The following is a 22377-nucleotide window of genomic DNA, read 5'->3' as shown; positions in this document are numbered from 1 at the left end:
TAAATCATATTATTGGAAATGAAAAAATATACAGGAGTGAAGCTTATGTTTGAATGGCTTGCGGAGCTCACACGGGAGACTCTTTACCTTAATACGAGCATACATATTTCGGGAAATAACGAGCTTATCATCGACAACTGCCAGAGAATAGAGGAATACAACGAGGTCTTCATGCGGCTTCTGTCAGGAGGTCTCTACATAAATATCCGCGGCAGTGATTTACGGGCATACGATTTCCGCACAGGAGGACTTGTTATCCGCGGCTGCATAGAAAGTATCGAATTTACTGAAAGGAGCAGACGTCATGAAAATGAAGAGAAGCATAAGGATAAATGCCAAAGGGAAGCAGCTGAATAGGTTCATCAACGCCATACATCAGCACAGGATAGACTGTCAGGGACAGTTCTGCCGCGGCGAGGTCTTTCACTGCGATATCTACCGCCGCGACCTTAAAGAATTGCAGGATATAGCGAAAAACTGCGGCATAGAGCTGAAAACCGCCGAATACGACAGCCTTTCCGCACGGCTTTTCCGCTACCGCAGGCGTTTTGGACTTCTCATCGGCATATTGCTGGCATTTACGGCAGCTCTGTACTTCTCGCAGGTGGTTGTCACTATCGAGATCGAGGGCAACTCCGTTGTCAGCGACGAGGTCATACTCTCCGCCCTCGAAGAGCTGAACATAAAGGCAGGAACACCTGTCTGCAAAATAAATATCCCCTACTGTGAGAACAAGCTCCGACTTATGATAGATGACGTGGCGTGGGCAGGTATCCGCCACACAGGCAGCCGCTTAGTGGTACAGGTCACCGAGGTGGAGCACGTACCCGAAATGCTCCTTGACCGTGTTCCCTGCAACATAGTCGCCAGCCGAAACGCCGAGATAAGCTCCATCCTCGTCCGAAGCGGTCAGCTGAAGCATATCGTGGGAGACTACGTCCCAAAGGGAACTATCCTCATCAGCGGCGTTGACGAGACCGAGAACGGACGCACCTTCGTTCATCACGCTATGGGAGATATCCGCGGCATATATGAGGAGAATGTCAGCTTCTCCGCCCCTTTTCACGCAGAAGAAGCCCTTCCCACAGGCAGGACCGATACTCAGCGCACCCTGCGGCTTTTCAGTCTCGATATACCGCTGTACTTCGGGAAAAGCAATTACAGCTCACCGTCGGAGACAAAGGAGAAAAACGCCGTTATCTTCGGGCATGAGCTGCCCCTCGGCATAAAAACGCGGACTGTCTCCGAGACTGCCGTCACCGAAAAGGATTACACCGAGGAGGAGCTCACAGAAAAGCTCATGGAGCGCGTCTATCTCTACGAGAACAATTTTCTCGGAAACGGAACAAAGATATTAAGCCGTGATATCACCACAGAAACAAACGGCGATGCTCTCACTCTCCGCGCCGCCTACAGGCTGGAAGGCAATATCTGCGAGCAAAGGGATATCTTCATAAAATGAACCCGCAAGCCTTGACATGAACGGTGTTTTGTGGCATAATAACATTGTATAGCTATGTATACTCGTGAGGAAGCTCCGCGCAGAGCGGAGCAATATATTATGAGAGGAGAGTTTTACAATGCTAAAGAAAATGACAGGCGGTATCCTTTCCGCTGTCCTGCTTGCATCAACAACAGTTTCGGCTCTGCCCGCAGGTGTTATGACTACTGTAAACGCAGCTGACAGCAAGTTCAACTACGCTGACGCTTTGGATAAGTCGCTGTTCTTCTATGAGGCACAGCAGGCAGGTCCGCTCCCCGAGTGGAACAGAGTTGAGTGGAAGGCTGACTCGGCTATGAGCGACCCCGTACTGGGCGGCTGGTACGACGCAGGCGACCACGTAAAGTTCAATCTGCCTATGTCCTACTCGGCTTCAATGCTGGCTTGGGGACTTTATCAGTACCCCGACGGTCTTGAAAAGACAGGGCTCAAGCAGACCTATGAGAACAACCTCATGTTCGCTCTGGATTATCTCGCTGAGTGCGACAAGGGCACAGAGATAGTATATCAGGTAGGTATCGGTAAGCACGACCATACATGGTGGGGACCTGTTGAGCTTCTGGAATACGGTATGGAGGACAACGGACATTCCGTTGCAGAGGCAAGAGCTTCACTCACAGCTTCCAAGGGCTGCTCCGCTGTATTCGGCGAAATGGCAGCTGCTCTCGCAGCAGGTGCGGCAGCTCTCGACGGCGATATAGACGCTTCAAAGAAGGCTGACTATATCAAGCACGCTGAGAACATCTACAAGATAGCAAAGACATCTCCAAGCGATGATGTTTACAATAAGAGCGACGCTCAGGGCTTCTATCAGTCAAGCCACTTCTATGACGAGCTCTTCTACGCTGCAAACTGGCTCTACATCGCTACAAAGGACGAGAGCTACCTTGCTGACGCAAAGGGCTACATTCCTAATCTCGGCAAAATGCTGGGCGAGGGCGATACTCTCGCTTACGGCTGGTCACACTGCTGGGACGACAATATGCAGGGCGCTATGCTGCTCTACGCTATAAACACCAACGACTCCAGCGCTATCGCTCACGTTAAGAAGCACTGCGACCGCTGGGTAAACGGCGTCGAAGCTAAGAAGATAGACGGCGGACTCCGCTGGCTCAGCAACTGGGGCTGTCTCAGATACGCTAACACAGCTGCTTTCATCTCAACTGTTGCAAGCGATACTATCCTCAAGTCAGAGGCTGACAAGTACACAGAATTCGCTGAGACTCAGGTAAACTACGCTCTCGGCGACAATCCGCTGAAGCAGAGCTACGTTGTAGGCTTCGGCGACAAGTATCCTCAGAACCCACACCACCGTACGGCTCACGGCTCATGGAAGAATGACCTGAAGATACCTGATAAGACAAGACATATCCTTTACGGCGCTCTCGTAGGAGGCCCTAATGAGGACGGCTCATACCACGACGACCGTCAGGACTTCATCAACAACGAGGTAGCTACAGACTATAACGCAGGCTTCACAGCTATGCTCTGTAAAATGGTAGACAAGTACGGCGGAACAAAGGACCCAAGCTTCCCACAGAAGGAAGTTCACGACGGTCCCGAGTTCTACGTTGAGGTACTCTCAAAGGGCGCTGAATCAAGCGGACAGACTATCAGCTTCAAGGTAACTAACCACTCCGCATGGCCTGCAAGAGTACAGGACAACATCTCATTCAGATACTATATGGACCTCAGCGAGGTAAAGGCTCAGGGCAAGAACCCCGAGGACCTCGTTATCCGCTGTGACCGTGACCAGTCCGCTATGTATTCGGGCAAGGGCTACAAGACAGCTGAGATATCCAAGCCTATTCAGTACAGCGGAGACATCTACTACATCGAGGTAAATCTCCCCGACGGACGAGTTGTTCTTCCTATTTCCGAGGGACAGCAGCAGTGCGAGATACTCCTTGCACTTGTAATGCCTGACTACGGCAGCGGCTGGGATTCATCAAACGACTGGTCAGCTAAGGACCTGGGCAAGACAGCAAAGGGCGCTGACGGCTCTGCTGTAGGCGTTATCACTCCTTATGTTCCTGTATACGTAAACGGCAAGCTCTACTACGGCGAGGAGCCCGACGGCACAAAGGCTGACGGTCTCGGCGGCACAGGCAGCGATACTCCAAAGACCACAACAACTACTGCTCCGCAGCCAAACAAGACCACTACTACAACTACTTCTACAACAACCACCACAACAACTGGGAGTACTACAACTACGACAGTTACTGACCAGCGTACAACAGTTACTACAACAAGCAATACAACAACTACAACAGACAGCAAGCCAAACTCAGGCGGAAAAAATGAGCCTGTTGACGGTGTAGTATACGGCGACGCAAACTGCGACGGCACAGTTGATATGTCAGACGTCGTTCTTATCATGCAGTCACTTGCTAACCCGAACAAGTACGGCATAAACGGTACTGACAAGAACCACCTTACAGAAAAGGGCTCTGCAAACGCAGACGTTGATAAGAATGTACGCGGCATTACATCAAACGACGCACTCTTTATTCAGGAGTTCCTTCTCAACAAGAGAACAAGCCTCTTCCCAAACACAAAGTAAGATAACATCGAAAGCTCCCCGAGTATATCGGGGAGCTTTTTTGCAGCGTTGACCGGAAATTTGAAAAGCTCCGAAGCTTTATGCTTTCGGAGCTTTTATGTCTTATTCAGATACCGCAATCCTCGTATTCCTTCCATTTCTCATAGTAGAGCTTGTTGCTCCAGCTGCGGAAAAGTATGTATGATACTGATACGATAACAAGGCATATCGCGCCTGTAACAGGCAGCGAATCCCTGAACATTTTCTTTGCGGAATATTCGTCCTTTTTCTTGCGGCTCATAATCAATTGTCCTTTTTCTTAGTATTATTCAGCGTCCTGTGAAGCAGCGCCGCCGTTCATCTCAGCCATGAGTCTCTGGAGCTCTGCGTCTACCTTTGCGTCTGATTCGAGCTTTGCAAATGAGTCCTTGAGGTCGTCGCCGCTTCCGCCCGAAAGAGCGTCGCCTGCTATCTCAGAAAAAGCGTCAGCCTCTGCTTCCTTGCGCTCTATCTTTTCTTCCATTCTCTGGAACTTCTCAAAAGACGAGTTGCCGTCAAAGCTTCCCGAAGCCTTTGCTAAATTCTTCTTTGTGTCAGCCATCTGTGAACGTGCGATGAGCATTGCCTGACGGCTCTTAGCCTCTTCAAGCTTTGACTTGAGCACCTCTACCTGATCGCCGATAGCCTCGGTCTGGTCAGAGATAGACTCATACATCTCTTTATAGTTAGAAACGTCCTCGTCAGCCTTGACCTTTCTTGCGAGAGCCTGCTTAGCCAGTTCCTGATCGCCCTTTGCGAGAGCCTGCTTAGCCTTAGCCTCCCAATCAGCAGAGATCTTTTCAGCCTCAAGGTACTTCTTTTCAGCAAGTCTCTCACTTGCCTTAGCCTTGCCGTAATTCTGAGTAGCCTTTGTAAGCTCGGTCTGCATATCGATGATGACCTGCTTGACCATCTTCTCAGGATCTTCAGCTCTGTCGATAAGGTCGTTTACGTTTGACTTGAGAAGGTCGCTTAATCTTGCAAAAATTCCCATAATAATGATCCTCCTGTTTCATGTAAGAATGCTTCATGACACACCCCCTGCGTCACAAGTTCATTATATTGTATTATAATTTACTTGTCAATAAAAAGGGTATTGATTTCATCTGATTTTCATTTATCAGCAGTATCTGTGAACGCATTATTACCCAATTATTCCCCGTTTTTTTCCAGTTCGCCGATATACTGTCCCAGCTTTCTGAAATCATCGTTTTCAGAGCTCAGATATGTATCGGTGTCTGTGCCGAGGATTTTTTCGCGGAGATCAAGCAGCTTTTTGCGTTTTTCAAAGGTATCGGCTGTCATAACTATCATGTCGGAGCAATTATCCTTTACAAGTCTGAGAGGCTCGCCCGTCATAGAGCAGAGCTTCACGAAAAGCTCATAATTATTGCTGAAGTCCTCATTTTTTATAGATATCATGGAAAGCCGCTCCCTTCAGAAAAAATGATCCCCGACTACTATTTTAACTTGAATTTATAGATTTGTCAATATTTTTTGGTGAAAAAGTGCAAAAACAGTCCTTGATTTTTTGACCATAACGTTCACATCACAAAAAGAGAGGCGTTTTTTTGTATAAAATGACATTCGATTTTATGTGACAAAATTGACAAAGTATGTTATAATATAACAGATGTATATAAATCTTATATATTATTATAGCCGGCGCCGGATATAATTGCCGTTTGCCGTAATATCAGATGATCAGAAAGGAACATAAACCCGATATGCAGGAGATCAAAGCTAAAATCTCAGATATTCTGGAAAAATTAACATCAGAAACGTTTTTCTATTATTACATAATCTTTGTAATGATATCACTGCCTGTTACCGAAATATTTGACGGAAGACATTCACAAGTTTTTGCAAGTCAGCCTATAATTGTTGAAATGGCAGGTTTTTTAGGAGGATTTCTGTTCATAGTACACTTCATAAAACACAGACACATAAAATATTATCCTTCAGACCTTTTCTGCATACTGCTCTTTGTTTTTGCATTGTTATCAGCTTTTTTTACTCAAAATTACAGTGCTACAGCATTTGGATTTTATTTTGATGAATGGCTCTCGCATTTTGTGGGCTATTTCGGTCTTATGTTCGCGGGAACAATGATACATGATAAACAGCTTAGAAAAAATATACTTAAAGCTTTTGTAGCTGTTACGGTTATTCAAGTTACAGTAGCAACACTTCAAACCTTTGGCATTCCCGTAATATCATGCTATTGGTTTGGCGAAAACACTTACTCAAATCGCCTTGCATACGGTCTGACACAAAACACCAACTTCTATGGCGGATTAAGCGTATTTTTATTTGCCTGCACTTCCGGCATATACCTTTTTACCTCAAATAAACTGATACGGAATATCTTGTACACCTTATCCATGTTCTGCTTTTACACTCTTATCTCATCAGAGGCAAGACTTGCATGGGTAGGTACATTCGCAGTTCTTGTGTTTATGGTCGTTTCAATGATAGTAATGCGTCATAAGGGCTATGACAAAGTAAAGCTAAAAAGTATACAAAAGCGCTTCGGAATACTTTTAGCAGGCATGACAATTGTCATTATTATTTGCATAGTATTCTTCGGAAGGATAATCAGCAGATTAAACAAGACCTCCAATGAACTTAATTCCGGATTCGACGGCTTCGGCTCCGGAAGAGGCGCCATCTGGAGACAGGGCTTGAAAATGTTCCCTAAATACTGGGCATTCGGAATCGGTCTTGATAACTACAGAGATGCTTATTTCCTTGATCCCGATTTTCATGGTACTGAAATGGATACATCAGGCAAAGCAAACAATGAATACATACAATATCTTGTAACTCAGGGTATATTCCAGTTCATAACATATATTTCACTGTTGGTATATACTGCCAAAACAGCTGTAAGGAATGTTATACACAACGAAGACAACGAAGAACGCTTCATCAACTGGATACTTTTGGGAATGTTTTTTGGTTATGCGGCGCAAGCATTTTTCGACTGCAACGTTGTAAATATACTTCCGTATTTCTGGATAACCATAGGAATGCTTTTAACAAAGAAAGGCCAGCGACACTTCGGATATCATAAAATGAACAAGGCTGTTTCCGAAAAGAAATGACCTGACTAAAGACATGATTCATGATATAGGGGGGAAAATATTATGAAAAAAATACTCAGATTGATACCAATGATAGTTCTTATACTCGGACTGGTCATAGTGCCTGTCCGAGCAAAAGGACTGGACTTCGGCGACTTCTCGGGCGATTCCGACTTTGGCGGAGGCTGGGACAGCGGTGACAGCGGTTGGGACAGCGGCAGCGACTGGGGAAGCAGCTGGGACGATGATGACTACTCCTACAGCGGACATCACAGCGGCAGTTCAAGCTCCGACGGCGACTGGATAATCATTCTCATATTCCTTATACTTATAATTGGTCCTTCACTGCTGAAATCGGGCAAAAAGTCCAACAGACCTGTGAATACTCCTCACATACAGCCTACCTCAACGGCTTCGCTGAAGAGTGTTGCTTCATATTCGGGAGTCGATCCTTCATTCTCGCCTACCGAGTTCAAGGAGAAGCTTGCAAATCTCTATGTGCGTTTCCAGAACGACTGGCAGGCTAAGAATATCAGCGAACTCCGCCCGTATATGTCAGACGCAATGTTCGCGCAGATGGACAGACAGCTTGACGCTCACCGTCAGCGCTTTGAGACCAACTGCATTGACCGCATATCAGTTCTCGGAGTAGAGCTCCTCGGCTGGAAGCAGGAAAACGGCTTTGATATCATGATAGCAAAGCTCAATACAAGGATCGTTGACTACGTTGTTGATGACCGCACAGGCAAGGTTATCCGCGGCAGCAAGACCAAGGAGAAGTTCATGACCTATGAGTGGACAATGGCTCGTACAACAGGCGTCGTTACATCACGCTCGACAGGCACTACTTCACAGACCTGCCCGTACTGCGGCGCTCACGTAGATATCAACCACTCAACTGTATGCGAATACTGCCAGTCTGTACTGACAACAGATACCTTCGACTGGGTAGTAACAAACATCAAGGCGCTCTCTCAGCAGACAAGATAACGTCTTCGGGGATATGATATAAAAAACTTAAACACATAATACCGCTGATACTGACGGCGATTTGTCTGCTGGCCATGCCGATGAACGCCAAAGGTCTTGACTTCGGCAACTACGCTGGTGAAGAGGATTTCGGCTACGACAGCAACTGGCAGGTGGAGCAGAATACCACTGCTCCCCAGTATACAGCAGACGGCAGTGACAGCAGCGGCGACGGCTGCTTCAGCTGTGACGGCTGTACCATGTGCAAATCAAAAAGCGAGATGAAGTTCTGGCTTCTTGCCATACTCGCCTGCGGACTTCAAGGAAAAGCTCTCCAACCTCTATATCCGTATGCAGGAGGACTGGCAGAGCAAGGATATCTCGGAGCTCCGCCCGTATATGACGGACGCATTCTACGCTCAGATGAAGCGCCAGCTTGACCAGCTCCGCAAGGACGGTCAGACCAATATCGTCCGCAGACCTGCGGTCCTCGGCACTCCCCTTTTAGGCTGGCGTCAGGACGGCGGCAAGGATATCATCATCGCACAGCTCAAGACACGCTTCGTCAACTACATCAAGGACGACGTTACGGGAGCTATCGTAAGCGGCAGCGAGGTCAGCGAGAAGTTCCTCACCTACGAATGGACGCTGACAAGGACTACAGGTGTGAAAACAAAGACCTCAACGGGAGTCACCGCCCAGACCTGTCCTCACTGCGGCGCACAGGTAAATATCAACCAGACCGCCGAGTGTCCGTACTGGGGCTCTATAATGACCACAGATACATTCGACTGGGCTATCGATAATATAACCGCACTTTCACAAAAGACAAAATAAACCACATAGGGCTCCCGAAAAACGGGAGCCCTGAATATATCGGTGAAAATATGGCTACGAAACTTCTTATCTGTGACAACACAGCCGCTCTCGGCAGGGTTATCGCGCGGAAATTCATGAATATGGGCATACCGTCGGACTGCTGCCGCGACAGCCTTTCCGTCATGGAAAAAAGCCTCCAAAGCGGCGGATATAATGGTATCGTGCTGTTCGCATTCCGTCCCGACGAGAAGCTGCTTAGCTTCATAGCCTCCGCCAAAAGCCGCGGCATATCCGTATTTGCAGGGCTCTACACCTCTCTCGGCAGTATCCGCAGAGCCTTTCTGCAGGCAGGCGCCGTTCAGTGCGTCACCATGCCCTGCTCTGTAAATACTCTCTGCAACAGAGTAATGCTTAGGCTCGACTATCCTGCGGAGCTCCTGCCCCGTATCGAGATATTCCTCGAAGAAACAGGCTTTCCGCGCAGGCTCGGCGGCTTCTGCTGTCTTGCCAAAGCCTGCGAGCTGTGCATAAGAGCTCCCGAAAGGCTGTGGGGCGGCATGAGCGGCATTTACGCGGAGACTGCGGAATGCTTCTCAGGTACCTCATCTTCTGTAGAGCGCTCCCTGCGACTTCTCGGTGAAGCGGCAGGCGAAAACGGTACGCTCTCCCGTCTGACAGACTATCAGATATCCCAAAAGCCCACGAATACGGAGCTCATTTGTGCCGTTTGCGACGCATTTTTTCGTCAACCCTACAAATAAACAGCTCCGCATTTGTGAATTTGTCAAAAATTATCTCACATATTCAAAAATCGGTTATTTTTGATTGACATTTTCGTAAAACTGAGTTATAATAATTTTAATATCTTATATGCGGGCGGCTTTCCTGTTTGTCTGCATAATGACTTGATTTAGGGGCAAAAATACTTTCTTTGCAAAGCGCAAAAATAAGGGGAAGTATATGTTTTATACGGAAGGAAGGTATTAACAAATGGCTAACGAAAAAAATCCAAAGGTCCTGATAGTTGACGATGACAAGAATATCTGCGACCTTCTCAGACTTTATCTCGAAAAGGACGGCTACAGCGTTCTTCTCTGCCATGACGGCGACGACGCTGTCGTAAAATTCAAGGCTCTCAGCCCTGACATGGTGCTTCTTGACATAATGCTGCCGGGTAAGGACGGCTGGCAGGTATGCCGTGAGATCAGAAAGATATCAAACGTTCCGATCATAATGATAACAGCCAAGGGCGAGACTATCGACAAGGTAATCGGTCTCGAACTGGGCGCTGACGACTATATAGTAAAGCCTTTCGACGCAAAGGAGGTCATCGCACGTATCAACGCAGTTACACGCCGCGTGGGTACAGGCATGGCTGAGCCCGAGGAAAAGGAAGTCCACTATGACAAGCTCTCTGTTAATATGGACAGCTATGAGCTTAAAGTAAACGGCAAGAATATAGATACTCCGCCAAAGGAGCTTGAGCTTCTGTATTACCTTGCTTCCAATCCCAACAGAGTTTATACCCGTGACCAGCTCCTTGACGAAGTATGGGGCTTTGAGTACTACGGCGATTCACGTACTATCGACGTACACATCAAGCGTCTCCGTGAAAAGCTTGAGGGCATCTCGGAAAAATGGACTCTCAAAACAGTATGGGGCGTGGGTTATAAATTTGAAGCTGAGGAAGAGGAATAATTCTTCAAGGGGACGTCTGTCCCCTTGTTTTGTATAGAGGTGATACCCTTGAAAAGCAAAAAAAGCTCATACGATAAGCTATTTATATTTATCATTCTCATAATGGTATCGGTAAATCTCCTTATCGGTATCGCGGCGATAACGGTCAGCTCATCTTTCTACAAATCCTCTAAGCTCAACGACTTGCAGTCCATAGGTGACCTCTTCACAAAATCCATGCAAAAGGACTACAGCGACACCCATGACACCCGTTCAGCCAACATAAAAAAGCTTCACGAGGTATTCTCCCATGAATACCACCTGATGATATATATCTATGACGAAGACGGAAACTGCGTCCTCTCCGACGCGGATTACAACAAGGAACCCAAAAAGGTAGTAAAGAATGCCCTGAAGATATCCGAGGCAGAGCTTGACAGACTCAGCGCCAAGGACTTTCTCAACCTTGAAACGAAAAATATCTCCGCCGACGAGCCCTATATGCTCTACGGCACCTGTTTTTTCCTGAAAGGCGAGAACGACCTTGTACCAACGCGAATGTTCGCCAAGTTCTACACCAAATCCAACGATATCAATTCCTTCTCCGTAAAGATGACCATAGTCTATGCGCTGATATGCGCTGTGAGCATATTCATTCAGCTCTTTGTCATCAGGCATAAATTCAATAAGCTCTCAAACTATGAGAACGATTTCAAACGCATAAGCGAGCAGTATGCAAGGCGAGATTTCTCCGAGAAGATACCCACGGACGTGCCGTATACTACTCCCGAGATCGCAGAATACGTGAATACCGTCGCCGCAGACGTCGCCAAGAGCGAGGAGACCAGCAAGACCTTCATCGCCAACGTCTCTCACGAGCTGAGAACGCCTATCACTACCATAGGCGGCTTCGTAGACGGCATACTTGACGGTACTATTCCCAAATCCAAGCAGAACGAGTACCTTGTGCTCGTCTCAAAGGAGATAAAGCGTCTGAGGATACTCATTTCCTCGATGCTGAATATGTCGAGATTTGAAACAGGCACTCTCATGCCGAATTTCCGCGACGTGAACCTGACAGAGATAGTTATACAGACCGTTCTCATGTTCGAGAAGAAGATAGAGGACAAGCACCTTGAGGTAGAAGGTCTCGGCAGTGACCGTATGACCTGCGAGGTAGACGCAGACCTTATCCAGCAGGTAGTCTACAACCTTGTGGAAAACGCCGTAAAATTCGTAAACGACGGCGGTATACTCTCGTTCCGCTTCGAGCGTTCCGTAACCGGTATGTGCACCATAGGCATTAAGAATACGGGCGAGGGACTTAAAAATACCGAAATAACTCAGGTATTTGACCGCTTCTACAAGACAGACTCATCACGCGGCAAGGATACCACGGGACTCGGTCTCGGACTTGCCATTTCAAGAAAGATAGTTCATCTCCACCACGGTCACATCGTTGTCAAGAGCGTTGTGGGAGAATATACCGAGTTTCTCATTCAGCTGCCCGAAAAGCAGCCCCAAAGGAAAGGATAAACAATGGACGAAAACAACAACTACAATAATTCTCCCTACGGGAGCAATTATCAGCAGCCCTATGTCCCAAAGCACGAAAAGCCCTCTTCGGAGAGCGGCTTCGGCGGCGGTATGCAGGGCATAAACGAGCCTGACAGATACAGCAGCCCTCCCCCTCCGCCGCAGAATAACTACAATCAGCAGAGCGGCTACGGACAGACAGGCGGCTACAGCCAGCCCAATAATTACGGAGCACAGGGCGGCTATAATCAGTTCGGCGGTGCTCCCCAGCAGGGCGGATACGGTCAGCAGGGCTACAATAATAACGGCGGCTATGACCAGCAGCCAAGACGTCCTGTATACGACCAGTTCATGTATGAGCCCATAGGCTTCCCCGAGGCTGACCGCGGACAGGACAGCTCCAATGAGTTCGGCTTTGCTGAAAAGAAAAGCCATCCCACCAGCGAAAAAACTATTGCCTCACTGTTCCTTATCCTCATTCTGATATCCGCAGGTATAAGCATTTTCGGCATTATCCACGATATCGTCAAGAGCGATGAGTTAGTTGACAAGATAGGCAATCCCCAGCAGGTAGTGCTCTATAAAGAGTCAAAGCCAAAGGGAGCCAACGACGAGGAGAACTTCAAGGACGAGAACGGCAAATATACTCCCGAGGGAGCAGCCGCACTTGTTAAGCCCTCTATCGTCAAGATATACACCTATGCCGATTATGCAGGATATATGGCAAAAAGGACTGTGGGAACAGGCTCGGGCATAGTTCTCAACGAGGACGGCTACATCGTTACAAACGCTCATGTTTTGCAGTCCGACGGCTACCACAAGGTAGAGACAGTTGACGGAGACCTCTACGACGCAAAGATTGTCGGCAGAGACGCAAAAACCGATATCGCCGTTGTCAAGGTCAATGCAAAGGACCTCACTCCTGCTACCTTAGGAGACTCCGACGAGGCTATGGTAGGCGAACAGGTCATCGCTATCGGCAACCCTGCAAACCTCTCCAATACCGTTACAGACGGAATAATTTCAGCTGTGAACCGTAAGATACGCAGCGACTCCACAGGCTTTGAGATGAACTGCATACAGACCAACGCTGACATCAGCCCCGGAAATTCAGGCGGTGCGCTGGTTAATATGTACGGTCAGGTGATCGGTATCACATCTTCAAAGTACGTAAGCGCCGAATTTGAGGGACTTGGCTTTGCTATCACTATCAACGAAGCCTCCCCTGTTATCGAAGAGCTCATAAAGAACGGCTTCGTAGGCGGACGCTTCCGTATCGGTATAAGACTCCGTGATATGGAGACTGAGGAAAAGAGAAAGGCTCTCGAAGAAGTGCTTGGCTATGAGCTGCCCGAGGACTTCAAGGGAATCTACATCGACAGTATCGACAAGGACAGCGATATCGCCAATACCGAGCTAAAGTCGGGCGACTTCATCACCGAGATAAACGGCAAGACCGTAAGCACCTACGACGAGCTCTACGACACCATAAGCAGCCAGTATGAGGCAGGCGATACAGTACCTGCTACCTGTGCTCATGTGGATAAGAACGGCAAAATAGACTATTACAACATAGAGTTCAAGCTCATGGAGGACACATCGGGCAATTACTGATCCCGAAGATTCCTGGGACGCTTTGAATTTACACCTGCAACTCCCCCTGCTGCGCCGAAAAAGGTAAGCAGGAGGAGTTTTTTTATACCCGTTATCTCCCCCGTAAAAACTATGGCTGCCGCCGCTATGACCAGATACATCAGCGCACCGCACAGCGAGCCCCCGAAAATACCCTTTCGCCGTCTGTATTTGCCGTATATGTAAGCTCCCGTATAAGCTCCGAATACAAGAGCCGCCCCTGCAAATGCTCCTGCCATAGACATATCCTTCATCACGTAAAACAGCAGAGCCGCAAGTGCAGCCGCCGCTGCCACTGTACAGCCAAGCCCTATCAACACAGCCGCAGCCATACTGAGCCCACTGTTTGTCCAGAAACTTTTCCTGTGTCTGCCCATAAAAAAGACCTCCGCCATAGAATCCATAGGAATTCTATGCGGAGGTTTCTGTTTTTATTCTTCTTCGTCGTCCTTCTTTTTCTTGGACTTCTTATCCTCAGTATCGTCAACTACGGCAGCAGTTGCAAGACCTGCGGTCTTTTTGCCTGTAGCCTTAGCTTCCTTCATGCGCTCAATTGCAGTTACATTCTCTGTGATAGCCCAGTTCTTTATTCTGAGCTTGTGCTTAGCGCCGCCTGTTTCGATAACGACTGTGTCATCGCCAACGCTTACAACGATACCAACGATACCGCCGCCTGTAACGATCTCGTCGCCTACCTGAAGGCTCTGCTGCATTTCCTTGAGCTCCTTGTCGCGCTTCTTCTGAGGTCTGATAGCCACGAAATAGAGCAGTGCGAACATGATGACGAGAGGAATGAGCATACCGCCAAGTCCCATAGCGCCTGCCTGTGCAGTAGCCTGACCGTCAGCAGCTGCGCCCTGTGCAGCGTCATCAGCGAAAGCGTTCATAGCTGTAAAACCTGCCATAGCAGCTGTAGAAACAGCCGCAGCAAGTGAAGATATAAGCTTCTTATTCATAATTATTCTCCATTCGGTTTTATTTTGTATTTCATACGAGAATTATTATATCATATCCGCGATCATATTTCAAGTACTTTTAGGCGATTTTTCGTATTTTTTTATTATCTGTATATATAAAAAGCCGTTCCCATTAAGGGAACGGCTCATGTGTATCGATATCTGCGATCAAACGAGCTTGATGATAGCCATTTCAGCAGCGTCGCCACGGCGAGGACCGATCTTTACGATCTGTGTGTAACCACCGTTTCTCTCTGCATACTTTGGAGCGATCTCATCGAAAACCTTCTTAGCAACAGACTCCTTAGTGATGTAAGAGTATACCTGACGCTTGGAGTGCAGATCAGCGTTTTTACCGATAGTGATCATTTTTTCTGCAACTGCACGAACTTCCTTTGCTCTTGTTACGGTAGTTTCGATCTGACCGTTCTCAAGCAGGAAAGTTACCATGCCTCTGAGCATAGCCTTTCTATGATCAGATGTTCTGCCCAGCTTTCTTGTACCCGGCATTGTATTCACTCCTTTTTATAGTTGTGCGCTATACGCACGTTTTATGGTTTATTCCTCTTCGGAAGAAAGGTCAAAGCCCAGTGACTGGAGCTTTTCCTTTACCTCATCGAAGGACTTCTTTCCAAGGTTTCTAACCTTCATCATTTCTTCCTCAGACTTATTGATCAAGTCATCTACGGTATTAATACCTGCACGCTTCAGACAATTGAATGAACGTACAGATAAGTCAAGATCCTCAATGGTCATCTCAAGGATTTTTTCCTTACCCTTCTCGTCCTTTTCAACAAGGACCTCAGCAAGTCCAGCCTCTTCTGAGAGGTCGATGAACAGCTTCAGATGCTCGTTGAGGAGATTGGCTGCCTGTGACAGAGCTTCCTTAGCGGAGATAGTACCGTCGGTCCATACCTCCATTGTGAGCTTGTCATAGTCGGTGACCTGACCGAGTCGCGTATCCTCTACGGTATAGTTTACCTTGAGGACAGGAGTATATATGCTGTCTACAGCGATAACATCAACGGGGAGGTTGATCTGCTTCTTGTTTCTTTCTGCGGAAACATAGCCTCTGCCTCTGTCGATAGTTATCTCCATATAGAGCTTTGCGTCCTTACCAAGTGTAGCGATGTGCATACCTGGATCGAGGATATTTACCTCAGAGTCGGTTTTTATATCGCCTGCTGTAATTTCACATTCGCCCTCTGCCTCTACATACACTGTCTTAGGTCCTTCGCCGTAAAGCTTAGCGGTCAGTCCCTTGATACTGAGGATTATCTCTGTAACGTCTTCCTTGACGCCAGGGATAGTTGACAACTCATGGTGAACTGTACCATCCTTGCCCGAAAGCTTTACAGATGTTACAGCTACGCCAGGAAGTGAGGAGAGCAGCACACGTCTGAGGCTGTTTCCAAGTGTAATACCGTATCCACGCTCCAGCGGTGCTAAAACGAATTTGCCGTACTTGCCGTCGCTTTTGAGTTCGACGATCTCAATATCAGGCTTATTAATTTTTTCCAGCATAAAAACCCTCCTATTTCGCAATTAATGTTGTTTTGGTAAACTGAATCTTCAAGTATATCAAACTGATTACTTGGAGTACAGCTCGACGATGAGGTGAGTAGCTACCTCGTAGTCAATATCCTCAGCCATTGGGAGACGATTTACCTTAGCAGAGAAGTCGTCCTTGTTAGCTGTGAGCCATACAGGAACGAGTCTGTCCTTAGTCTCTTCCACTGTAGCCTTGAACTTCTCAGAAGTTCTGTCCTTTTCTCTGAGGGCGATAACGTCGCCAACCTTAACTCTATAGGAAGGAATGTTTACCTTCTTGCCGTTTACTGTATAGTGGCTGTGTACAACGAGCTGTCTTGCTTCTCTTCTTGTGAGAGCGAGGCCCATTCTGTAAACAACACTGTCAAGTCTGGATTCGAGAACTGTGATAAGGTTATCACCGGCCTTACCCTCCATCTTTTCAGCGATTGAGAAGTAGTGTCTGAACTGCTTCTCCAGTACGCCGTAGATAAACTTCAGCTTCTGCTTTTCCTTGAGCTGGAGTCCGTATTCAGATATCTTCTTTCTGTTGTTAGCGTTCTTGAAACGGATTGACTCCTTCTTTGAAACGCCCATTACAGCAGGGCTGATGCCCAGATATCTGCACTTCTTAAGAATTGGTTCCTTCTGTACTGCCATATTAATACACCTCCAATTTGATCAGACACGACGTCTCTTAGGCGGACGGCAGCCATTGTGCGGGATAGGAGTAACGTCCTTGATCATTCTTACCTCAAGGCCTACAGTCTGAAGTGCTCTGATAGCTGCTTCACGACCTGCACCAGGTCCCTTTACGTATACTTCTACATTCTTGAGGCCGTGCTCCATAGCTGCCTTTGCAGCTGTCTCAGCAGCTGTCTGTGCTGCGAAAGGAGTGGACTTCTTTGAGCCTCTGAAGCCGAGTTCGCCAGCGCTTGCCCAAGAGATAGCGTTTCCGGCTGTATCTGTGATCGTAACGATCGTGTTATTGAAAGTGGACTGGATATGAACAGCGCCGCTTTCGATATTCTTACGTTCTCTACGTCTTCTGACAGTAGTAACTTTTTTACCCTTCTGCTGTGCCAAAGCTCATGACCTCCTTACTTCTTCTTGTTAGCGATAGTCTTTACAGGGCCCTTGCGGGTTCTTGCGTTTGTCTTTGTTCTCTGTCCTCTTACTGGGAGTCCCTTACGGTGACGAACGCCTCTGTAGCAGCCTATTTCAACAAGTCTCTTGATGTTAAGAGCAACTTCACGGCGGAGGTCACCCTCAACTGTGTAATGCTCATCGATATAGTCACGAAGCTTAGCTACGTCCTCCTCAGCGAGGTCCTTAACTCTGATATCAGGGTTTACGCCTGTAGCTGCGAGGATATTTGTTGCAGTCTGACGACCGATTCCGTAGATATAAGTGAGACCGATTTCGATTCTCTTATTCTTTGGAAGGTCAACACCGGCTATTCTTGCCATATTAAAATTGCACCTCCATTAATGCGTCGGGATTAGCCCTGGCGCTGCTTATGCTTTGGGTTTTCGCAGATAACCATGATTCTGCCTTTACGTTTAATAACCTTGCACTTTTCGCAAATAGGTTTTACTGAAGGTCTGACTTTCATTGAAAATACCTCCTTATAGCGGATAACGGATATACTTGATATCCTATATTCATTACTTAACGCGCCATGTTATACGGCCCTTTGACAGGTCGTATGGTGACATTTCAAGCTTTACCTTGTCACCTGGAACGATTCTGATATAATTCATTCTGAGCTTTCCCGAAACGTGAGATAATACCTCATGTCCGTTCTCAAGCTGAACCTTAAACATTGCATTTGGCAGAGCGTCAGTAACAACGCCCTCAACCTCGATTACATCTTCCTTTGACACCTTGCATAACCTCCTTTACTCAGCCTCGCTGAACTGTTTCAGCATATTCCTGAGTTTTTTATCAGTTATCTCGTTTACATCGATCATACTGTTTGTAGCGCGGATATGTTTGATATTCTTCCGCTTCGGGCTTGCGAGCTTTCTGCTCTTGCCGTCTGCGATCAAGCAATATTTTTCATCGGCTTCCACGATAACGAAGTATCCTCCGCCGTCGCGTCCTGCCTCCGCTCTTACAACAGAGCCTTTAAGCAGCTTCACAATTTTGTCCTCCGTCAGGGCTGTGTCAGTATAACGGGACCGTCAGGAGTTATTGCGATCATATGCTCAAAGTGAGCTGAAAGTGAACCACTTTTTGTAACGACTGTCCAATTGTCCTTCATGACCTTTACATCGTCGCCCTTGACATTTATCATTGGCTCGATACATATAGTCATACCCGCTACCAGTCTGGGACCGTGTCCGGCTTTACCCCAATTCGGTACCTCGGGGGATTCGTGAACCTCTCTGCCGATTCCGTGGCCGCAGTAATTTCTTACGATTCCGTAGCCTCGTGAAGCACAATACTCTTCTACAGCATGAGAAATATCTCCGACTCTTGCGCCAACCTGAGCCTGAGCAATACCCTCATAAAGGCTTTGCTCTGTAACCTCAAGCAATGCTTTAGCTTCATCAGAAATCTTACCAACAGGGAAGGTCCAGCAGCTGTCGCCATTGAAGCCCTTGTACGCAGCTCCCGTGTCGATGCTTACTATATCGCCTTCTTTTAACCTGCGGCTTGCCTTTGGGATACCGTGGATTATCTCCTCATTGACTGAGATACAAGCGTTTCCCGGAAATCCGTAAAGACCTTTAAAGCAGGACTTGCTGTTATGACGAGCGAAATACTCGCCGATAAGCTTGTCAACGTCGAGGGTTGTCATTCCTGCCTTTAATCTTTCGCCCGCATACCATATTGCGCCGCAGGTTATTTTACCTGCTTCACGCATTATGGCTAATTCGGACTTCGATTTGATAGTTATGCTCATTACTTCTCAACCCCTACTGCTGCCAGTGTGAGCTTTGAAGTTTCAGCCACCTCTTCCTGACCGATAACAGTAACGAGCTTGCCCTGCTTCTCGTAATAGTCCTTGAGAGGAGCTGTTTTTTCGTGGTATGTTGCGAGTCTGTCGAGAACGACTTCCGGCTGATCGTCCTTACGAACGATAGTCTTGTCGCCGCACTTATCGCAAACGCCGTCTACCTTAGTAGGCTTGTATTCGATGTGGTAAGAAGCTCCGCAGCCCTGGCAGACTCTTCTGCCTGAAACTCTCTGCTTGATAGTCTCATCGGGAACGTGGATCTCGATTACCTTATCGATCTTGATGTTCATCTTGTCAAGTGCCTCTGCCTGAGGAACCGTTCTTGGGAAACCGTCGAGGATGAAACCGTTTTTGCAGTCGTCCTCAGCGATCCTCTCCTTCAGGATACCGATAACGATATCGTCTGAAACGAGAGCACCTGCGTCCATAGCAGCCTTAGCTTTGAGACCGTACTCTGTGCCGTTCTTAGCAGCCTCGCGGAGAATATTGCCTGTTGAGATCTGGGGAATATTCAGAGCGTCGGAAACCACCTCAGCCTGAGTACCCTTGCCTGCGCCGGGAGCGCCTAAAAAGATAAGGTTCATATTGTCGGTCCTCCTTTACTGTAAGAAGCCCTTATGATGACGCATCATAAGATGTGATTCAAGTGTTCTTGTTGTTTCAAGCGCAACGCTTACTGCGATAAGGATAGTTGTACCGCCCATTGAAAGTGTTCTCAGCTGCTCATCTGCCATCGAGATGAAGATCGGGATAACAGCGATGATACCGAGGAAGATAGCACCCACGAGAGAGATCTTGTTGAGTACTCTCTGAATGTAGTCAGATGTGGGCTTACCGGGTCTGATACCTGGGATACCGCCGTTTGACTGACGAAGGTTATTAGCTATCTCAACAGGGTTGTACTGTATCGAAACGTAGAAGTAGTTGAACGCAATGATAAGCAGGAAGTAGATAACTGCATAGCCCCAGCTTCTTGTGCTGAAGAAATCGCAGAACTTAGCATAGAATGTTCCGTCATGCGGATTTGGCTTGAGTATCTGTACTGCTGAAGGAAGAGACATAAACGACATAGCGAAGATGATCGGCATAACACCGCTCATGATGACCTTTATCGGGATATGTGTCTTCTGACCGCCGTACTGCTTTCTGCCGACTACGCGCTTAGCGTACTGTATCGGGATACGTCTTTCAGCCTCGTTCATATAAACGATGAAAGCGATCTCAGCGATAATAAAGAGGTAGTAAGCAATTGTGATCCAGAGGTATTTACCGTTCTGACCGTTCTTGATACTATTCTTTGTAAGTGTTACGAGGAGTGCAGCATCGGTAGGGAATCTTGCAGCGATACCTGCAAAGAGGAGAATGGAGATACCATTTCCGATACCCTTGTCGCTGACTCTGTTACCCATCCAAACAACGATGAGTGCGCCTGCAACGAAGCAAGCGATGATAACGAAGGCAGCAAATACGCCCTCGCCGCCGCTCATATATTTAAGAGCGTTTCCGATAACATTTCCGTCCTTATCCTGAACGTTTGTCATACGCTTGAGTGTAAGATAATAAGCGAATGACATGAATACCGCAAGGAACATAGCCACAACGGCTGTGATCTTGTCGATCTTCTTTCTTCCCTCTTCACCCTCATCGCGCATACGCTCGAGAGGAGGCAGTGCATATGTCAGCAGCTGCATGATGATGGAAGCGTTGATGAATGGTGTTATCGAAAGTGAGAAAACTGTTGCCTGCGACATAGCGCCGCCGGTGATAGTATTCAGATAGTCGAGGAAACCGCCGTCTGTAGCGTTTGTATCCATCCATGCCTTTACGACATCATTATTAAGGAAAGGAACTGCTACTGCGCAACCGAATCTGAACAGGATTATCATGAGTAATGTGTATAAGATCTTTTTGCGTATCTCGGGTACACCCCACGCCTTTCTCAGCGTCTGAAACACATTACATCACCTCAGTCTTTCCGCCTGCCTTTTCTATCTTCTCAACAGCGCTCTGTGAGAATTTTGCAGCTTTAACTGTCAGCTTAGCGGTAAGCTCTCCATTTCCGAGGATCTTTACTCCGTCATAAACCTTCTTAACGAGACCTGAAGCTACGAGGAGCTCTGTGTCTACTACTGTACCGTCCTTGAACTTGTTAAGATCGGAAACGTTAACGATAGCATACTTTGTAGCGAAGATATTGTTGAAGCCTCTCTTAGGGATTCTTCTTGCGAGTGGCATCTGTCCGCCTTCAAAGCCGATTCTAACGCCGCCGCCGCTACGAGCCTTCTGGCCCTTATGGCCCTTACCAGCTGTCTTGCCGTTACCCGAACCGTGGCCTCTGCCTATACGCTTTACAGCCTTGTTGGAATCGAGTGCAGGTGTTAATTCATGAATTTTCATATCGTTGCACCTCCTTGTTTACGCTTCTGTAACCTCAACGAGGTGTGAGATCTTCTTGATTTTTCCGTTTGTCTGCTCGTTGTCAGGCTGTGTTGTTACATCGCCGACTTTTCTGAGGCCAAGTGACTGAGCAGTAGCGATCTGGTCCTGCTTTCTGCCGATGAGGCTCTTTACAAGCTTGATATTCTTTGCCATTTCTTACTGCCTCCTTAACCTAAAATTTCCTTAACAGACTTGCCTCTCTTAGCTGCTACGTCCTTAGCAGATGTGCAGTTTACGAGACCGTCGATAGTAGCTCTTACTACGTTGCATGGATTATTTGAACGAAGTGACTTTGTTCTGATATCCTTGATGCCTGCAACTTCGATAACGGCACGGACAGGACCGCCTGCGATAACACCGGTACCGGGAGCAGCGGGCTTCATAAGAACTCTGCCTGCGCCGAAAGCGCCTACGATTTCGTGAGGGATTGTTGTTCCCTTGAGAGCAACCTTTACAAGGTTCTTCTTTGCGTCCTCGATGCCCTTACGGATAGCGTCGGGAACTTCTCCTGACTTTCCGAGTCCGAAGCCGACAGTACCGTTTCCGTCACCAACAACTACCAGTGCGGAGAACTTCATGATACGTCCGCCCTTAACAGTCTTTGATACACGGTTGATAGCTACGACCTTCTCAACGAACTCAGGAGCCTGTGTTTCAATATTAGCCATTGTTTTACCTCCCTC

At 47.5% G+C, this 22377-nt stretch carries 30 protein-coding genes; 11 read left to right on the top strand and 19 right to left on the bottom strand.

Annotated elements, in window-relative coordinates; genetic code table 11:
* Positions 1-45: 45 nt before the first annotated feature.
* From T497_RS0103010 to T497_RS0103000, 3 genes are all read left to right on the top strand, one after another.
* Complete coding sequence (locus T497_RS0103010) at positions 46-357, top strand: YabP/YqfC family sporulation protein (protein WP_028514334.1); 312 nt, start codon at positions 46-48, stop codon at positions 355-357.
* The gene (locus T497_RS0103005; protein ID WP_028514333.1) at positions 305-1462 is read left to right on the top strand and encodes a sporulation protein YqfD; all 1158 of its coding nucleotides are present in this window, start codon (positions 305-307) and stop codon (positions 1460-1462) included. Before T497_RS0103010 ends, T497_RS0103005 begins: the two co-directional genes overlap by 53 nt.
* Positions 1463-1580: 118 nt before the next feature.
* Positions 1581-4067, top strand: coding sequence for a glycoside hydrolase family 9 protein (locus T497_RS0103000; RefSeq protein ID WP_028514332.1), 2487 nt, complete (start codon positions 1581-1583; stop codon positions 4065-4067).
* Positions 4068-4173: 106 nt separating this feature from the next.
* On the opposite strand, the gene T497_RS18455 is transcribed toward T497_RS0103000, so the two are convergent.
* The 3 genes from T497_RS18455 to T497_RS17280 form a co-directional block, all read right to left on the bottom strand.
* Positions 4174-4347, bottom strand: coding sequence for a hypothetical protein (locus T497_RS18455; protein WP_196243006.1), 174 nt, complete (start codon positions 4345-4347; stop codon positions 4174-4176).
* Positions 4348-4371: 24 nt separating this feature from the next.
* Positions 4372-5079, bottom strand: coding sequence for a PspA/IM30 family protein (locus T497_RS0102990; RefSeq protein WP_028514331.1), 708 nt, complete (start codon positions 5077-5079; stop codon positions 4372-4374).
* A 158-nt stretch (positions 5080-5237) separates the two neighbouring features.
* Positions 5238-5507, bottom strand: coding sequence for a hypothetical protein (locus T497_RS17280; protein WP_051530489.1), 270 nt, complete (start codon positions 5505-5507; stop codon positions 5238-5240).
* 305 nt (positions 5508-5812) lie between these two features.
* Between T497_RS17280 and T497_RS0102980 the strand changes: the two genes are divergently transcribed.
* From T497_RS0102980 to T497_RS17275, 8 genes are all read left to right on the top strand, one after another.
* The gene (locus T497_RS0102980; RefSeq protein ID WP_196243005.1) at positions 5813-7192 is read left to right on the top strand and encodes an O-antigen ligase family protein; all 1380 of its coding nucleotides are present in this window, start codon (positions 5813-5815) and stop codon (positions 7190-7192) included.
* Between the two features lie 42 nt (positions 7193-7234).
* Positions 7235-8161 carry a transporter gene (locus T497_RS0102975; protein ID WP_028514329.1) on the top strand — a complete coding sequence of 309 codons (927 nt, stop codon included), beginning with the start codon at positions 7235-7237 and terminating at the stop codon, positions 8159-8161.
* 80 nt (positions 8162-8241) lie between these two features.
* Positions 8242-8580, top strand: coding sequence for a hypothetical protein (locus T497_RS18745; RefSeq protein WP_028514328.1), 339 nt, complete (start codon positions 8242-8244; stop codon positions 8578-8580).
* A complete protein-coding gene (locus tag T497_RS0102965) occupies positions 8492-8977 on the top strand; it encodes a Tim44 domain-containing protein (RefSeq protein ID WP_242839962.1) in 486 nt (161 codons plus the stop codon). Before T497_RS18745 ends, T497_RS0102965 begins: the two co-directional genes overlap by 89 nt.
* Positions 8978-9027: 50 nt before the next feature.
* Positions 9028-9720, top strand: coding sequence for a sporulation initiation factor Spo0A C-terminal domain-containing protein (locus tag T497_RS15620; protein ID WP_037324299.1), 693 nt, complete (start codon positions 9028-9030; stop codon positions 9718-9720).
* Positions 9721-9949: 229 nt separating this feature from the next.
* Positions 9950-10657 carry a response regulator transcription factor gene (locus T497_RS0102955; RefSeq protein ID WP_028514326.1) on the top strand — a complete coding sequence of 236 codons (708 nt, stop codon included), beginning with the start codon at positions 9950-9952 and terminating at the stop codon, positions 10655-10657.
* A gap of 48 nt (positions 10658-10705) precedes the next feature.
* Positions 10706-12172 carry a sensor histidine kinase gene (locus T497_RS0102950; protein WP_028514325.1) on the top strand — a complete coding sequence of 489 codons (1467 nt, stop codon included), beginning with the start codon at positions 10706-10708 and terminating at the stop codon, positions 12170-12172.
* Positions 12173-12175: 3 nt separating this feature from the next.
* A complete protein-coding gene (locus tag T497_RS17275; RefSeq protein ID WP_051530487.1) occupies positions 12176-13786 on the top strand; it encodes a S1C family serine protease in 1611 nt (536 codons plus the stop codon).
* On the opposite strand, the gene T497_RS0102940 is transcribed toward T497_RS17275, so the two are convergent.
* From T497_RS0102940 to rpsE, 16 genes are all read right to left on the bottom strand, one after another.
* Positions 13780-14181, bottom strand: a complete 402-nt coding sequence (locus tag T497_RS0102940) for a TIGR04086 family membrane protein (protein ID WP_028514324.1) — start codon at positions 14179-14181, stop codon at positions 13780-13782. The genes T497_RS17275 and T497_RS0102940 overlap by 7 nt on opposite strands.
* A 54-nt stretch (positions 14182-14235) precedes the next feature.
* The gene (gene yajC / locus T497_RS0102935) at positions 14236-14760 is read right to left on the bottom strand and encodes a preprotein translocase subunit YajC (protein WP_028514323.1); all 525 of its coding nucleotides are present in this window, start codon (positions 14758-14760) and stop codon (positions 14236-14238) included.
* Between the two features lie 168 nt (positions 14761-14928).
* Positions 14929-15270, bottom strand: a complete 342-nt coding sequence (gene rplQ, locus T497_RS0102930) for a 50S ribosomal protein L17 (protein ID WP_028514322.1) — start codon at positions 15268-15270, stop codon at positions 14929-14931.
* A gap of 48 nt (positions 15271-15318) precedes the next feature.
* Positions 15319-16284, bottom strand: coding sequence for a DNA-directed RNA polymerase subunit alpha (locus T497_RS0102925; protein ID WP_024860929.1), 966 nt, complete (start codon positions 16282-16284; stop codon positions 15319-15321).
* A 66-nt stretch (positions 16285-16350) separates the two neighbouring features.
* Positions 16351-16950, bottom strand: coding sequence for a 30S ribosomal protein S4 (rpsD, locus tag T497_RS0102920; RefSeq protein ID WP_028514321.1), 600 nt, complete (start codon positions 16948-16950; stop codon positions 16351-16353).
* Between the two features lie 21 nt (positions 16951-16971).
* Positions 16972-17376 (bottom strand): 30S ribosomal protein S11, encoded by a 405-nt coding sequence (gene rpsK / locus T497_RS0102915; protein WP_024860931.1) that lies wholly within the window; start codon positions 17374-17376, stop codon positions 16972-16974.
* A gap of 14 nt (positions 17377-17390) precedes the next feature.
* Positions 17391-17759 carry a 30S ribosomal protein S13 gene (gene rpsM / locus T497_RS0102910; protein ID WP_028514320.1) on the bottom strand — a complete coding sequence of 123 codons (369 nt, stop codon included), beginning with the start codon at positions 17757-17759 and terminating at the stop codon, positions 17391-17393.
* Between the two features lie 32 nt (positions 17760-17791).
* Positions 17792-17905, bottom strand: a complete 114-nt coding sequence (gene rpmJ, locus T497_RS0102905) for a 50S ribosomal protein L36 (protein WP_009984964.1) — start codon at positions 17903-17905, stop codon at positions 17792-17794.
* A gap of 52 nt (positions 17906-17957) precedes the next feature.
* The gene (gene infA, locus T497_RS0102900) at positions 17958-18176 is read right to left on the bottom strand and encodes a translation initiation factor IF-1 (RefSeq protein WP_009984966.1); all 219 of its coding nucleotides are present in this window, start codon (positions 18174-18176) and stop codon (positions 17958-17960) included.
* A gap of 15 nt (positions 18177-18191) precedes the next feature.
* A complete protein-coding gene (locus T497_RS0102895; RefSeq protein WP_028514319.1) occupies positions 18192-18434 on the bottom strand; it encodes a KOW domain-containing RNA-binding protein in 243 nt (80 codons plus the stop codon).
* 14 nt (positions 18435-18448) lie between these two features.
* Positions 18449-19201: a type I methionyl aminopeptidase gene (gene map, locus T497_RS0102890; RefSeq protein WP_028514318.1), complete on the bottom strand. Its 753-nt coding sequence runs from the start codon at positions 19199-19201 to the stop codon at positions 18449-18451.
* The gene (locus T497_RS0102885) at positions 19201-19839 is read right to left on the bottom strand and encodes an adenylate kinase (RefSeq protein WP_024860935.1); all 639 of its coding nucleotides are present in this window, start codon (positions 19837-19839) and stop codon (positions 19201-19203) included. The genes map and T497_RS0102885 overlap by 1 nt, the downstream gene beginning before the upstream one ends.
* A 15-nt stretch (positions 19840-19854) precedes the next feature.
* A complete protein-coding gene (secY, locus tag T497_RS0102880; RefSeq protein WP_028514317.1) occupies positions 19855-21210 on the bottom strand; it encodes a preprotein translocase subunit SecY in 1356 nt (451 codons plus the stop codon).
* A 1-nt stretch (position 21211) separates the two neighbouring features.
* Complete coding sequence (gene rplO, locus T497_RS0102875) at positions 21212-21652, bottom strand: 50S ribosomal protein L15 (protein ID WP_028514316.1); 441 nt, start codon at positions 21650-21652, stop codon at positions 21212-21214.
* 18 nt (positions 21653-21670) lie between these two features.
* Positions 21671-21847, bottom strand: a complete 177-nt coding sequence (gene rpmD, locus T497_RS0102870; protein WP_024860938.1) for a 50S ribosomal protein L30 — start codon at positions 21845-21847, stop codon at positions 21671-21673.
* Positions 21848-21861: 14 nt separating this feature from the next.
* Positions 21862-22362, bottom strand: coding sequence for a 30S ribosomal protein S5 (rpsE, locus tag T497_RS0102865; RefSeq protein WP_024860939.1), 501 nt, complete (start codon positions 22360-22362; stop codon positions 21862-21864).
* Positions 22363-22377: the final 15 nt, after the last annotated feature.

It is taken from the genome of Ruminococcus flavefaciens MA2007, from assembly GCF_000621845.1.
GTDB classification, from domain to species: domain Bacteria; phylum Bacillota; class Clostridia; order Oscillospirales; family Ruminococcaceae; genus Ruminococcus; species Ruminococcus flavefaciens_E.
This window is presented reverse-complemented; position numbering and strand designations above follow the sequence as displayed.

Coding starts and splice junctions, on each gene's coding strand:
- T497_RS0102980 (WP_196243005.1), top strand. CDS start 5,813: ATGCAGGAGATCAAAGCTAAAATCTCAGATATTCTGGAAAAATTAACA.
- T497_RS0103005 (WP_028514333.1), top strand. CDS start 305: ATGAAAATGAAGAGAAGCATAAGGATAAATGCCAAAGGGAAGCAGCTG.
- T497_RS18455 (WP_196243006.1), bottom strand. CDS start 4,347: ATGAGCCGCAAGAAAAAGGACGAATATTCCGCAAAGAAAATGTTCAGG.
- rpmD (WP_024860938.1), bottom strand. CDS start 21,847: ATGGCAAAGAATATCAAGCTTGTAAAGAGCCTCATCGGCAGAAAGCAG.
- T497_RS0102990 (WP_028514331.1), bottom strand. CDS start 5,079: ATGGGAATTTTTGCAAGATTAAGCGACCTTCTCAAGTCAAACGTAAAC.
- T497_RS0102925 (WP_024860929.1), bottom strand. CDS start 16,284: ATGCTGGAAAAAATTAATAAGCCTGATATTGAGATCGTCGAACTCAAA.
- map (WP_028514318.1), bottom strand. CDS start 19,201: ATGAGCATAACTATCAAATCGAAGTCCGAATTAGCCATAATGCGTGAA.
- T497_RS0102975 (WP_028514329.1), top strand. CDS start 7,235: ATGAAAAAAATACTCAGATTGATACCAATGATAGTTCTTATACTCGGA.
- rplO (WP_028514316.1), bottom strand. CDS start 21,652: ATGAAAATTCATGAATTAACACCTGCACTCGATTCCAACAAGGCTGTA.
- rpsE (WP_024860939.1), bottom strand. CDS start 22,362: ATGGCTAATATTGAAACACAGGCTCCTGAGTTCGTTGAGAAGGTCGTA.
- T497_RS0102940 (WP_028514324.1), bottom strand. CDS start 14,181: ATGGGCAGACACAGGAAAAGTTTCTGGACAAACAGTGGGCTCAGTATG.
- rpsD (WP_028514321.1), bottom strand. CDS start 16,950: ATGGCAGTACAGAAGGAACCAATTCTTAAGAAGTGCAGATATCTGGGC.
- yajC (WP_028514323.1), bottom strand. CDS start 14,760: ATGAATAAGAAGCTTATATCTTCACTTGCTGCGGCTGTTTCTACAGCT.
- T497_RS17275 (WP_051530487.1), top strand. CDS start 12,176: ATGGACGAAAACAACAACTACAATAATTCTCCCTACGGGAGCAATTAT.
- T497_RS0102955 (WP_028514326.1), top strand. CDS start 9,950: ATGGCTAACGAAAAAAATCCAAAGGTCCTGATAGTTGACGATGACAAG.
- T497_RS0102885 (WP_024860935.1), bottom strand. CDS start 19,839: ATGAACCTTATCTTTTTAGGCGCTCCCGGCGCAGGCAAGGGTACTCAG.
- rpmJ (WP_009984964.1), bottom strand. CDS start 17,905: ATGAAAGTCAGACCTTCAGTAAAACCTATTTGCGAAAAGTGCAAGGTT.
- T497_RS0102965 (WP_242839962.1), top strand. CDS start 8,492: ATGCAGGAGGACTGGCAGAGCAAGGATATCTCGGAGCTCCGCCCGTAT.
- T497_RS17280 (WP_051530489.1), bottom strand. CDS start 5,507: ATGATATCTATAAAAAATGAGGACTTCAGCAATAATTATGAGCTTTTC.
- rplQ (WP_028514322.1), bottom strand. CDS start 15,270: ATGCCGGGTACAAGAAAGCTGGGCAGAACATCTGATCATAGAAAGGCT.
- T497_RS0103000 (WP_028514332.1), top strand. CDS start 1,581: ATGCTAAAGAAAATGACAGGCGGTATCCTTTCCGCTGTCCTGCTTGCA.
- T497_RS0103010 (WP_028514334.1), top strand. CDS start 46: ATGTTTGAATGGCTTGCGGAGCTCACACGGGAGACTCTTTACCTTAAT.
- T497_RS18745 (WP_028514328.1), top strand. CDS start 8,242: ATGAACGCCAAAGGTCTTGACTTCGGCAACTACGCTGGTGAAGAGGAT.
- T497_RS15620 (WP_037324299.1), top strand. CDS start 9,028: ATGGCTACGAAACTTCTTATCTGTGACAACACAGCCGCTCTCGGCAGG.
- rpsM (WP_028514320.1), bottom strand. CDS start 17,759: ATGGCAAGAATAGCCGGTGTTGACCTTCCAAAGAATAAGAGAATCGAA.